General features: G+C 66.4%; 11 protein-coding genes. 9 read left to right on the top strand and 2 right to left on the bottom strand.

The window, feature by feature from the left end; translation table 11 throughout:
* The first annotated feature begins 42 nt into the window (after positions 1 to 42).
* Both mutL and miaA read left to right on the top strand, forming a co-directional pair.
* A complete protein-coding gene (gene mutL, locus NCR37_RS02345) occupies positions 43 to 1980 on the top strand; it encodes a DNA mismatch repair endonuclease MutL (protein WP_502800471.1) in 1938 nt (645 codons plus the stop codon).
* Positions 1977 to 2948 (top strand): tRNA (adenosine(37)-N6)-dimethylallyltransferase MiaA, encoded by a 972-nt coding sequence (gene miaA, locus NCR37_RS02340; protein WP_250471339.1) that lies wholly within the window; start codon positions 1977 to 1979, stop codon positions 2946 to 2948. Before mutL ends, miaA begins: the two co-directional genes overlap by 4 nt.
* Positions 2949 to 3214: 266 nt before the next feature.
* On the opposite strand, the gene purM is transcribed toward miaA, so the two are convergent.
* Positions 3215 to 4270: a phosphoribosylformylglycinamidine cyclo-ligase gene (gene purM / locus NCR37_RS02335; RefSeq protein WP_250471338.1), complete on the bottom strand. Its 1056-nt coding sequence runs from the start codon at positions 4268 to 4270 to the stop codon at positions 3215 to 3217.
* Between the two features lie 234 nt (positions 4271 to 4504).
* Here purM and hda point away from each other — a divergent pair, with 234 nt between their 5' ends.
* From hda to NCR37_RS02300, 7 genes are all read left to right on the top strand, one after another.
* A complete protein-coding gene (gene hda, locus NCR37_RS02330) occupies positions 4505 to 5320 on the top strand; it encodes a DnaA regulatory inactivator Hda (protein ID WP_250471337.1) in 816 nt (271 codons plus the stop codon).
* 11 nt (positions 5321 to 5331) lie between these two features.
* On the top strand, positions 5332 to 6018 hold the full coding sequence (locus NCR37_RS02325; RefSeq protein WP_250471336.1) for a histidinol-phosphatase: 687 nt from the start codon (positions 5332 to 5334) through the stop codon (positions 6016 to 6018).
* Positions 6011 to 7654, top strand: coding sequence for a polynucleotide adenylyltransferase PcnB (pcnB, locus tag NCR37_RS02320; RefSeq protein ID WP_250471335.1), 1644 nt, complete (start codon positions 6011 to 6013; stop codon positions 7652 to 7654). The genes NCR37_RS02325 and pcnB overlap by 8 nt, the downstream gene beginning before the upstream one ends.
* Positions 7655 to 7787: 133 nt before the next feature.
* Positions 7788 to 8360 carry a 2-amino-4-hydroxy-6-hydroxymethyldihydropteridine diphosphokinase gene (gene folK, locus NCR37_RS02315; protein WP_250471334.1) on the top strand — a complete coding sequence of 191 codons (573 nt, stop codon included), beginning with the start codon at positions 7788 to 7790 and terminating at the stop codon, positions 8358 to 8360.
* The gene (locus NCR37_RS02310; RefSeq protein ID WP_175939531.1) at positions 8357 to 9037 is read left to right on the top strand and encodes a deoxynucleoside kinase; all 681 of its coding nucleotides are present in this window, start codon (positions 8357 to 8359) and stop codon (positions 9035 to 9037) included. Before folK ends, NCR37_RS02310 begins: the two co-directional genes overlap by 4 nt.
* A 55-nt stretch (positions 9038 to 9092) precedes the next feature.
* Positions 9093 to 9908 (top strand): 3-methyl-2-oxobutanoate hydroxymethyltransferase, encoded by an 816-nt coding sequence (gene panB, locus NCR37_RS02305; protein WP_250471333.1) that lies wholly within the window; start codon positions 9093 to 9095, stop codon positions 9906 to 9908.
* Positions 9909 to 10020: 112 nt separating this feature from the next.
* Positions 10021 to 10320 (top strand): hypothetical protein, encoded by a 300-nt coding sequence (locus NCR37_RS02300; protein WP_250471332.1) that lies wholly within the window; start codon positions 10021 to 10023, stop codon positions 10318 to 10320.
* A 17-nt stretch (positions 10321 to 10337) separates the two neighbouring features.
* On the opposite strand, the gene NCR37_RS02295 is transcribed toward NCR37_RS02300, so the two are convergent.
* Entirely contained in the window at positions 10338 to 11270 is a 933-nt protein-coding gene (locus tag NCR37_RS02295; protein WP_250471331.1) for a CopD family protein, read from the bottom strand.
* Positions 11271 to 11668 lie beyond the last annotated feature (398 nt).

Raw genomic sequence — 11668 nt, 5'->3', positions numbered from 1 at the left:
AAGTTCGAGACGTTACAAACTTCGTTTGGGCTGGAGTAGGGGGTGGTGTGGGGCCGGTTCGGGAAGGCCGGCGCGCCGCCCGCCGCGGTGGCGCGCGGTGCGCGCGCCATCGCCCCGCTCCCCGACCAGCTCATCAGCCAGATTGCCGCGGGCGAAGTGGTCGAGCGGCCGGCGTCCGTGGTCAAGGAACTGCTGGAAAACGCGCTCGATGCCGGCGCGCGCAGCTTGCGCGTGACGCTGGACGAAGGCGGCGTGAAGCGCATCGTGATCGCCGACGACGGCTGCGGCATGCCGCCCGACGAGCTCCCGCTCGCGCTCATGCGGCACGCGACCAGCAAAATCCGCTCGCTCGCCGATCTCGAAGCCGTCGCCACGCTCGGTTTTCGCGGCGAAGCGATCGCCTCGATCGCATCGGTGGCGGAACTGTTCATCACGAGCCGCACCGAGGACTGCGCGCACGCCACGCGCATCGACGCGCAAACGGGCGTCATTTCGCCCGCGGCGGGCACGGTCGGCACGACCATCGACGTGCGCGAGCTTTACTTCAACACGCCGGCGCGCCGAAAGTTCCTGAAAAGCGAACAAACCGAGCTCGGGCATTGCCTCGAAGTCATTCGCCGCGTGGCGCTCGCGCGGCCCGACGTCGCCATTTCCGTGATGCATAACGGCAAGGCCGTCGAGCACTGGAACGCAAGCGATCCGGCCACGCGCGTCGCCCGAATTCTGGGCGAAGTGTTCGAGACATCGCATCTGCCGCTCGACGAACGCGCCGGGCCGCTCGCCGTCTACGGCTGCGCGGGCCTGCCGACCGCCAGCCGCGGACGCGCGGACCAGCAATATTTCTTCGTGAACGGCCGCTTCGTGCGCGACAAGCTGCTCACGCACGCGGTTCGCGCCGCCTACGAGGACGTGCTGCACGGCAACCGCTATCCGGCGTACGTCCTGTTTCTCGACCTGCCGCCCGAATCGGTGGACGTGAACGTGCATCCGTCGAAGATCGAAGTGCGGTTTCGCGACTCGCGCTCGATTCACCAGTACGTGTTCCACGCGGTGCAGCGGGCGCTTGCGCGGCATGCGGGCGCGTCGCCGGAAACAACAGCGGGCGGGCACGCGGCGCAGCTCGAACCGACCGGGCCGGCGTCGTTCAGCGCGCGGCCTGTCGCGAGCGCGGGATCGGTAGCCAGGAACGAAAACGGCACCACGTGGATGCGTCAATCGCGCATGACGCAAGGGTCGCTGCCCGTCGCGCAGCCGCTCGCGCTCTACGACGCGTTGTTCGGGCGCAAGGACGCCGATGGGCCGGTCGCGTCTGCGGCAGCGGCATCGCCCGCCGTCGCGTGGGCCAACGACGACAGCGCGCCCGCCTACGCCGCCGCGAGCCGCGCACACGCCGACGAGCAGCCGCTCGGCTTCGCCGTCGGGCAGATTCACGGCATCTACGTGCTAGCGCAGAACGCGCGCGGACTCGTCATCGTGGATATGCACGCCGCGCACGAACGCATCCTCTACGAGCAGTTCAAGCACGCGCTCGCGGACCGCTCCATCGCCGTGCAGCCGCTGCTGATTCCGGTCTCGATGACGGCGGACCCGGTGGAAATCGGCATCGTCGATGAAGAACGCGAGACGCTCGACGCGCTCGGCTTCGATCTCGCGGTGCTGTCGCCGACTTCCATCGCGATTCGCGCGGTGCCGGCGCTGCTGAAGGACGCGGACCTCGTTGCGCTCGCCCGCGCCGTCCTCGCCGATCTGCACGCGTACGGCGGATCGCGCGTGCTCACCGAGCGGCAGCACGAACTGCTCGGCACGCTCGCCTGTCACCATGCGGTGCGCGCCAATCGCCGCCTCACGCTCGACGAAATGAACGCCCTCTTGCGTCAGATGGAAGCCACCGAACGCGCCGATCAGTGCAATCACGGCCGCCCGACGTGGTACCAGCTGACGCTCGCGGACCTCGACCGCCTTTTCATGCGCGGACAATGAGCCATCCCGCTTTGCACGTGGCCTCGCACGTAGCCTGTCTGCTCGGGCCGACGGCGTCGGGCAAGACGGCGGCGGCGCTCGCGTTCGCGGCGGCGTCGGCGCGGCCAGTGGAAATCGTGAGCGTGGACTCGGCGCTCGTCTATCGCGAGATGGATATCGGCACGGCCAAGCCCAACGCGGCGGAACGCGCGGCCGCGCCGCATCATCTGATCGATATCATCGATCCGGCCGACGCTTACTCGGCCGCGCAGTTTCGCGCCGATGCGCTGCGGCTGGTCGGCGAGATCGTCGCGCGGGGAAACGTACCGCTGCTGGTCGGCGGCACGATGCTGTACTACAAGGCGCTGACGCAGGGCCTCAACGACCTGCCGCCCGCCGATCCGTCCGTGCGCGCCTCGCTCGACGCCGACGCCGCGCGCGACGGCTGGCCCGCGCTGCACGCGCGGCTCGCGGCGGTCGATCCGCAAACCGCGGCGCGCCTCGCGCCGAACGATTCGCAGCGCATCCAGCGCGCGCTCGAAATCTATCTGCTGACCGGCCAGCCAATGTCCGCGCTGCTCGCCGCGCCGCGCGTGCTGGAGCAGGAAGCGCCGTACCACTTCGTGCCGATCGCGCTGGAACCGTCGGACCGCGCGGTGCTGCATGCGCGCATCGCGGCGCGCTTCGACGCGATGCTCGCGCACGGTTTCATCGACGAAGTGAAGCGCCTGCGCGCGCGCGGCGATCTCGATGTGTCGATGCCGTCGATGCGCTGCGTCGGCTATCGGCAGGCGTGGGAATATCTCGACGGCCTGACCGGCTACGACGAGATGCGCGACAAAGGTATCTTCGCGACGCGGCAGTTGTGCAAGCGCCAGTTGACATGGCTGCGCGCGATGCCCGAACGCCTTGTGGTGGATTGCTGCGCGCCCGATGCGACGCAGCAGGCAGTCGAAGCCATAAAGCGGAACTGCGAAAGCCTCAAATAGAGAGGCTGAAATCTTGCGGGCCGGCTTTGCGAACGCCTATCACCGCACGCGGTCGCTCGATGTTGAGCACGCGATTTGCCCGATACAGGCTCACGACGTCATGTACCAGTCCGCCGTTGCCATTCTTTGGACGCTGCGCTCACCAATGCAGACAACGAGTCGACTGCCTTTGTGAGTCGAAACGCATGCGCGACCGGCGCGGCTTGAGAAGAAAAAAACCCTCGCGCAGCGCGAGGGTTTCTTAAATGGGAAACGACTGGCGACGCTTAAACCACCACCGTCTGGGCCTCGCCCTCACGGCTCTCGCGCACGACGCCGATCTTCCACACCTGCTCGCCCGCCGCCGAGAGGAGACCCGTTGCCGCATCGGCGTCCCCGGCCGCGACGATCACCGCCATGCCGATCCCGCAATTGAACACGCGATGCATCTCCGAATCCGCGACGCCGCCGTGCTTTTGCAGCCACGCGAAAAGCGGCGGCAGCGGCCACGCGCGATGATCCAGCTCTGCCGTCAAACCCTCGCGCAGCACGCGCGGAATGTTCTCGACGAGCCCGCCGCCCGTGATGTGCGCCATGCCCTTCACCGTGATGCTCTGCATCGCGGAAAGCAGCGGCTTCACGTAGATGCGCGTCGGCGCCATCAGCGCGTCGGCAAGCGAGCGGCCGTCGAAATCGGCGTTCAGGTCCGGATTCGCGCGCTCGATGATCTTGCGCACGAGCGAATACCCGTTCGAGTGAATGCCGCTCGACGCCAGCCCGAGCACGACATCGCCCGGGGCGATGGTGCTGCCGTCGATGATCTTGCTCTTTTCCACCGCGCCGACCGCGAAGCCCGCGAGGTCGTACTCGCCGTCCGGATACATGCCCGGCATTTCCGCCGTCTCGCCGCCGATCAGCGCGCAGCCCGCGAACTCGCAGCCCTGCGCGATGCCCTTGACCACATCGGCCGCGGTGTCCACGTCCAGCTTGCCGCACGCGAAATAATCGAGGAAGAAGAGCGGCTCGGCGCCCTGCACCAGAATGTCGTTCACGCTCATGGCGACGAGATCCTGCCCGACCGTGTCGTGCCGGTTCAACTGGAACGCGAGGCGCAGCTTGGTGCCGACGCCGTCCGTTCCCGACACGAGCACCGGCTCCTTGTACTTCTTCGGCACTTCGAAGAGCGCGCCGAACCCGCCGATCCCGCCCAGCACGCCGTCGCGCAAGGTCTTCTTGGCGAACGGCTTGATCCGGTCGACGAGCGCATCGCCCGCGTCGATGTCGACACCTGCATCGCGATACGACAAACCTTGGGTGTCCGGGGCGGATTTCGGTTGATTCATGGGGGAGAGCGAGAAGGTCGGTAAAATGCGATTTTACCCGATGATGATACGAGGACGGTCGCCCGGCAGCTTTCCCTCGCCGCGCGGCAGCGCCTTTTCGAGACAGAACGGCCCAGCCGACGAAACGCGCCCGAGCGTCTAGCCGGCTGCCACAGGCGGCCTCGCGCGCATCGGAGAGCCCACGCCGCCTGTTTTCGAGAGAACGCAGCATCCAGCCGACGACATCCATTCCCCGTGCAACGCCAACTGACGCTCGACCTCGGCACCCCGCCGCCCGCCACCTTCGACAATTTCTTCGCCGCCGGCAACCACGAACTGGTCACGCGGTTGCGCGAGCTCGAAGGCGCGCTCGCGTCCGGCCCCGTCGCGGATCGCACGTTCTATGTCTGGGGCGAGCCCGGCAGCGGGCGCAGTCATCTGCTGCACGCGCTCGTTCATGAAGCGGGCAGCCGGGCGCGTTATCTCAGCCCGCAGAGCGCGTTGCACGCGTTCGGCTTCGATCCGCAAGTCGCGCTGTATGCCGTCGACGACTGCGACCGCCTCTCGCCCGCGCAGCAGATCGCGCTCTTCAATCTGTTCAACGAAGTGCGCGCGTATCCGGCGAGCGCGCTCGTCGCCACCGGCAACGCCGCGCCGATGACGCTCGCCGTGCGCGAGGACTTGCGCACGCGTCTCGGCTGGGGCCTCGTCTTCCACCTGCTGCCGCTTTCGGACGAAGCGAAGGCGTCGGTTCTCAAGCACGCGGCGCACGAGCGCGGCATCGTGCTCGCGGAGGACGTCCCCGCTTATCTGCTCACGCATTTCCGCCGCGACATGCCGAGCCTGATGGCGCTTTTCGACGATCTCGACCGCTTCTCGCTCGAACAGAAGCGCAGAGTCACGCGCGCGCTCTTGCGCTCGATGCTCTCCCAAACCGGGCGCGTGACGCCGCTCGTGGCCGTGCCCCCGGATACGCCGCAGGACGCGGACGGCGAGAACCGCGCCGCCCCGGTTGCCGACGCGCCCGACGCCGATGCCGCACCGGACAACGTTCCTACCCGCTTCAAGTAGAATGCGCTCCCATGAACCTTGCCCTCTTCGATCTCGACCACACGCTCATTCCCACCGACAGCGACCACGAATGGGGCCGCTTCATGGTGAAGCTCGGCATCGTCGACGCGACCGAATTCACGCGTCAGAACGACGCCTTTTACGCCGACTACAAGGCGGGCGTGCTCGACATCAACGCTTATCTGCACGCGATGCTCGCGCCACTCGCGAAGTACTCGCGTGAGCAGCTCGCCGACTGGCACGCGCAGTTCATGCACGAGGTCATCAATCCGCGCATCGTGCCGGCCGCGGTCACGCTCGTGCGCGAGCATCAGGACAACGGCGATCTGTGCTGCCTCGTGACGGCGACGAACGCGTTCATCACCGCGCCCATCGCGGATGCGTTCGGCATCGACACGCTGATTGCATGCGAAGTCGAAACCGTCGGCGATCATCCGCAAGGCGCGTTCACCGGCAGGCCGCGCGGCACGCCGAGTTATCGCGAGGGCAAGATCGTGCGCGTGGAGGAATGGCTCGCGTCGCTCGGCAAGACGCTCGGCGACTTCAAGCGCAGTTACTTCTATAGCGACTCGCATAACGACATCCCGCTGCTCGAGCGCGTCACGGACCCCATCGCCACGAATCCGGACGAGACCCTGCGCGCGCATGCGCAAGCCAAAGGCTGGCGCACCCTGAACCTCTTCGATACACGTGATTAAAAAACTCATCCGCAAGCTGTTCGGACAAGAGAGCGCCGCATCCAGCGAAGGCGCCTCGAACGACACGCCGGGCGCATCCGCTGACGACACTCAAGCCACCGAAGCGAAAGCCGTCCGCAAGAGCACGCGTGCCCCGCGCAAGAAAGCCGCCGCCCCGGTCAAGCGCGATCCGAATGTGCCGGTGATTCTGTCATCGGACATACACGGCATCGATCCGTCGCTCATCTCCAAGAACGCCGTGCGCGTGACCGAAGGCTTGCAGCAGGCCGGGCACCGCGCGTTCATCGTCGGCGGCGCGGTGCGCGATCTGCTGCTCGGCGTCGCGCCGAAAGATTTCGACGTCGCCACCGACGCCACGCCCGATCAGGTGCAGCGGCTCTTTCGCCGGGCGCGCATCATCGGGCGGCGGTTTCAGATCGTGCACGTGCAGTTCGGGCAGGAGATCATCGAAACGTCCACGTTCCGCGCGCTCGTCGACGCGCCGCCCGAGCCCGTCGCCGAAGCGCCGCGACGCTACCGGCGCGGCGAGCTCGACATGCGCACGCACGCGGTGGACGCAAGCGGCCGCGTGCTGCGCGACAACGTGTGGGGCGAGCAGCACGAGGACGCCACGCGGCGCGACTTCACCATCAACGCGATGTACTACGATCCGGCGACGCAAACCGTGCTGGATTATCACGACGGCATGGCCGACATTCGCGCGCGCCTCCTGCGCATGATCGGCGATCCGGCCACGCGTTATCGCGAAGACCCGGTGCGCATGCTGCGCGTCGTGCGCTTCGCGGCCAAGCTCGGCTTCGAGATCGACGAAGCGACGCGCGCGCCGATCAAGGAACTCGCTGATCTGATGGACAACGTGCCGGCCGCGCGTCTCTTCGACGAGATGCTGAAGCTGCTGCTGTCCGGCCACGCGCTCGCCTGTCTCACGCGCTTGCGTCAGGAAGGGCTGCATCACGGCGTGCTGCCGCTGCTCGATGTCGTGCTGGAACAGCCGCACGGCGAGAAGTTCGTGACGCTCGCGCTCACGAGCACCGACGAGCGCGTGCGCGCGGGCAAGCCGGTTTCGCCGAGCTTCCTGTTCGCCACGCTCTTGTGGCACGACGTGCAGACGCGCTGGCAGAAGTACACCGCCGCGGGCGATTATCCCGTGCCGGCGCTGAACCGCGCGATGGACGATGTCCTCGACATGCAGACGGAAAAACTCGCCATTCACAAGCGTTATTCCGCCGACATGCGCGAGATCTGGGGCTTGCAGCATCGGCTGGAAAAGCGCGGCCGCAGCGCGATGAAGCTGCTGGAACACCAGCGGTTCCGTGCGGGTTATGATTTCCTGCTGCTGCGTTGCGAGTCGGGCGAGCTGGATGCGGCCATCGGCCAATGGTGGACCGATTTCATCGAGGGCGACGGCGCCACGCGGGAAGCCCTGCTCTCGCAAGGCGGCAAGGAGCGTGCAGCGCCGAAGAAGCGTCGCCGGCGCAGCAATGCGAAGCGCAAGGCTGCCGAGGGCGGCGAGCGCGGCGGAAGCGGCGAAGGCACCGAACGCAGTGCGTCCGATGACGAGCGCGAGCCAGAATCCGACCGCATTGCGAACGAAGCCGGCGCGCCCCGGAAAATCCAGGGCGCGGACAACGAATAAAGCCGGTTTTCGCTAAAGTAGCGGATAACGGTTAGCACCCGGGCAATGTGCCGGCGTTTCGATGCCTTTCCATGCTTCGATGCCTCGATGCCTCGACGCGCTTCGCCCAGGACCTACGCGTAGGACTTCTGCCATGACGATTGCTTATCTCGGCCTCGGAGCGAATCTCGGCGATGCGCGCCAAACGCTGAAAGACGCAGTCGTGTGTCTCGCGCAGCAGCACACGATCACCGTGCTCGCCAAGTCGAGCCTGTATCGCACCGCGCCCATTGACGCATCCGGCGACGATTACTTCAATTGCGTCGTGAAGCTCGAAACGACGCTGCCCGCGCGTGCGCTGCTGCGCCTGTGCCATGTCATCGAGGAACAGTTCGGGCGCGAGCGGCCGTATCGCAATGCGCCGCGCACGCTCGACCTCGATATCCTGCTGTACGGCGCGTTCAGCATCGACGACATGGATCTCGTCGTGCCGCATCCGCGCATGACGGAGCGCGCGTTCGTGCTCGTGCCGCTCATTGAACTCGAACCCGATCTCATCATCCCGCAACGCGGCCGCGCCGATGCGTTCGTCGCGGGCGTCGCTGACCAGCGCATCGAGAAAGTCGCCCTGTGCCAGTGCGCGGCGCCCGCCGCGCAGCCGGCAGCGGCACAAGCCTCCAGCGCCTCCAGCGCCTCCACCGCCTCCACCAAAGCCAATTGCCGATGAGCAATCCGCCTCTCACCGTCACGGCGCCGCAGTTGCGGCCGCCGCATCGTTATATCGCGATCGAAGGGCCGATCGGCGTCGGCAAGACGACGCTCGCCACGCGGCTCGCCGAACGCTGGTCCATGCGCACGCTGTTCGAGCGTCCGCAGGACAATCCGTTTCTCGAACGCTTCTATCGCGACACGACGCGGCACGCGCTCTCCACGCAACTGAGTTTCGCGTTGCAACGCGTCGCGCAAACGCGGGAAGTGGCGGACATGCTCACGCAGAACACGCCGCTCATCGCCGACTTTCTCACGCAGAAGAGCGATCTCTTCGCGCGCCTCACGCTGCCCGACGACGAGTTCAACCTATATCGCGATATCGCCTCGCGCATCGGAGCGAGCGCGCCTGCGCCGGACCTCGTGGTGTATCTGCAGGCGAGCCCGGAAGTGCTGTTCTCGCGCATTCAGAAACGCGCGCTGCCAATGGAACTGCAAATCTCCGACTCGTACTTGCGCGCGCTCGCCGACGCCTATAACGACTTCTTCTATCACTACGACGCGACGCCGCTGCTCACGGTGAACGCGGAACATTTGAATCCCGTCGCATCGGACGACGATCTCGAACTGCTCGTCGAGCGGATCGAGACCATGCGCGGGCGCAAGGAATTCTTTGTCAAAGGCGTCTCGGTGTGAGTTCGAACTTCATGTTCGGGCTTCGCGCCCGCGCGCCATTTCAAGTGAAATCATCATGACGTATCTGCAGGAAACCAGCCGCTCGACAATCACCGTTCCGAAGCTGCAAGCCATGCGCGAGGCGGGCCAGCGCATCGCGATGCTCACGTGCTACGACGCGAGCTTCGCGGCGCTGCTCGACCGCGCGGGCGTCGATGTCATGCTGATCGGCGATTCGCTCGGCAACGTCCTGCAAGGCCACAGCACGACGCTGCCGGTGACGCTGGACGATATCGCGTATCACACGGCGTCCGTTGCGCGCGGCAACAAGAGCGCGCTGATCGTCGCGGACATGCCGTTCGGCACCATCGGATCGCGCGAAGAAGCGTATGCGAATGCCGTGAAGCTGATGCGCGCGGGCGCGCACATGGTGAAGCTAGAAGGCGGAGAGTGGCTCGCGGATACCGTGCGCTTTCTCGTCGAGCGTTCGATTCCGGTATGCGGCCACGTCGGGCTCACGCCGCAGTCGGTGCATGCGTTCGGCGGCTTCAAGGTGCAGGGCAAGTCCGAAGCGGCGGCGGAACAGATGCGCCGCGACGCGCTCGCGCTTCAGCAAGCGGGTGCGCAACTGCTCGTGATCGAAGCGGTGCCGACGCTCGTCGCGCGCGAGGTCACGCAACAACTCGCGATTCCGACCATCGGCATCGGCGCGGGCATCGACTGTTCGGGGCAAGTGCTGGTTCTGCACGACATGCTCGGCATTTTTCCCGGCAAGCGTCCGCGCTTTGTGAAGGATTTCATGCAGGGCCAGCCGAGCATTTTCGCGGCGGTCGAAGCCTACGTGAGCGCAGTGAAGGACGGCAGCTTTCCCGGTCCCGAGCACACGTTCTGATTGTTTTCGTTTTACGCGATACCGGCCACCCGTTTGCGCTGTCACGAACAGACTGGACGGGCGAGGTTCTTGCACACTAAGCTGAAGCCATCAGCCCGAAGCGAGAACGACCATGTGGCACGTCCTTCCCGATGAAACCGTCCGCGCGCAGCTTGCCGTCGGCGCATTCGTGCCGCTCGGCGTGGCGCGCGTGATCGCGGCGGTGCTCGGCGCGCAGCACGGCTGGCGCATCTCGATGGTGACGCGCGGGTTCATCGTGCTCGCGGTGGCGTTCTGCTTGCCGCAGATCCTCGATGTGCTCTTCGTCGCGGATTCGCATACCGCTTTTGTCGAGCTTCAGGGCAAAGCGGCCGGATGCGCGCTCGCGCTGTTCTGCGCCCCTATCGTGAGCCATAAGCTCGGTTACGAGTGAGCCGGCGCTCAACCCGCTCAACCGCCCATCGCGAAGCCCGGCAAGCTGTGCGACAGCACCGACGCCGCCACGAATACGCCCACCATCAACACCGCTTCGACGCGCATCAGGTTGATGACCGTGTGCGCGTCCGTCGTCGATGCCGTGCGTTGCAGGCGCGGTAGCGCCGACCAGCGGTTGAGCGCGCCGAGCGCGAGCGCCGCCGCGACGAACACGAGTTTCACGATCAGCGCGTGACCCCAGCCGCTTTGCGTCAGCGCCTCAGCCGATCCGCCGGTGCCGCGCCATGCATTGAAGAGACCCGTCGCGATGACGACTGCCACCGCGACTGTTGCGATGCTCGACATGCGCGCGACGACGCGCAGCAGCGCAGCGCGGGCGGTCGATGCGTCGAGCGCGGGCAAGACGACCGCGCCCGCGATGACGACGCCGCCCCACACGCCTGTCGCGAGCAGATGCAGCCACTGCACGCCTTCCGCGATGGAGAACGCCCCCGCATCGGCGGCATGGCCGATCGCCGCTTTCCCCGATGCCGCGATCAACGCGCCGAGCACGGCGACGGCCACGCGCGCAGCGCCCAACGGACGGCTCGTCGCCGTGGCGAGCGCGAGCAGCACGCCGCCCGCGACCGATACCGCCCAGCCGATGCCCGCGTGCGTCGCGCTCGCGACGAGCCAGAGCGACGAACCCGCATCGGCGATCGACGTGCCGCTCATCGCGGCCGACTCCAGCCACAGCGAAACGAAGCCGCACAGCACGAACGCGAGCGCCGCCGCGATGCCCACACGCGCAGCGCGCCGCCCGCCGCGCTGCGCCGGCGACACCGCAGCAGCTGCCCGTTCGCGATGCAGCCACGCGCCCAGCAGCACCCCGCCGAGCGCGCACGCGAACGCCACATCCGACAGCGCGGCGAACATCATCTGCAGAAACGACAACGAACCGCCGGTCATGATGCGGCGGCCGTCGAGGCGTGAACGGGAATTGCTGTGAGGAGATCCGGGCGGGTCATCGGTGCGTCGGCAAGAAAAGCGGCTCGCGAAGTCTAAACGAACGCACGCAAACCCGAGCGCGCATTGCATCGGACGCTACGGACTTCGGCGCCACGCGATGACGCTTGTGTCGACTCTTTGTTGATAAGCAACGAATTCAATGCAATGTCAAAGTTCTTGTCCGTCGCGCGGCATTTTGTCGCGATTCCGCCTCAGAGCGCCCGAAAAGTTGTGTCAAATAGTCACCATCAGGCATCGATGATAGAATTCCGCGTCGCATCAGAGGCTCAACGAGCCGCTGTGGCTGTGGTCCGCCACCCTCCGCCACCGTACGCGTGGCCGTGGTTCGCCACCTTCGC

Origin of the sequence: Caballeronia sp. GAFFF1 (genome assembly GCF_023630705.1) — a bacterium.
Lineage (GTDB): Bacteria > Pseudomonadota > Gammaproteobacteria > Burkholderiales > Burkholderiaceae > Caballeronia.
Note: the sequence above shows the minus strand (reverse complement) of the source record. Positions and strands in the feature narration are given on the sequence as shown.

Excerpts from the sequence above, each read along its gene's own strand:
- miaA (WP_250471339.1), top strand. The coding sequence starts at position 1,977 with ATGAGCCATCCCGCTTTGCACGTGGCCTCGCACGTAGCCTGTCTGCTC.
- purM (WP_250471338.1), bottom strand. The coding sequence starts at position 4,270 with ATGAATCAACCGAAATCCGCCCCGGACACCCAAGGTTTGTCGTATCGC.
- NCR37_RS02325 (WP_250471336.1), top strand. The coding sequence starts at position 5,332 with ATGAACCTTGCCCTCTTCGATCTCGACCACACGCTCATTCCCACCGAC.
- folK (WP_250471334.1), top strand. The coding sequence starts at position 7,788 with ATGACGATTGCTTATCTCGGCCTCGGAGCGAATCTCGGCGATGCGCGC.
- NCR37_RS02310 (WP_175939531.1), top strand. The coding sequence starts at position 8,357 with ATGAGCAATCCGCCTCTCACCGTCACGGCGCCGCAGTTGCGGCCGCCG.
- panB (WP_250471333.1), top strand. The coding sequence starts at position 9,093 with ATGACGTATCTGCAGGAAACCAGCCGCTCGACAATCACCGTTCCGAAG.
- NCR37_RS02300 (WP_250471332.1), top strand. The coding sequence starts at position 10,021 with ATGTGGCACGTCCTTCCCGATGAAACCGTCCGCGCGCAGCTTGCCGTC.
- NCR37_RS02295 (WP_250471331.1), bottom strand. The coding sequence starts at position 11,270 with ATGACCGGCGGTTCGTTGTCGTTTCTGCAGATGATGTTCGCCGCGCTG.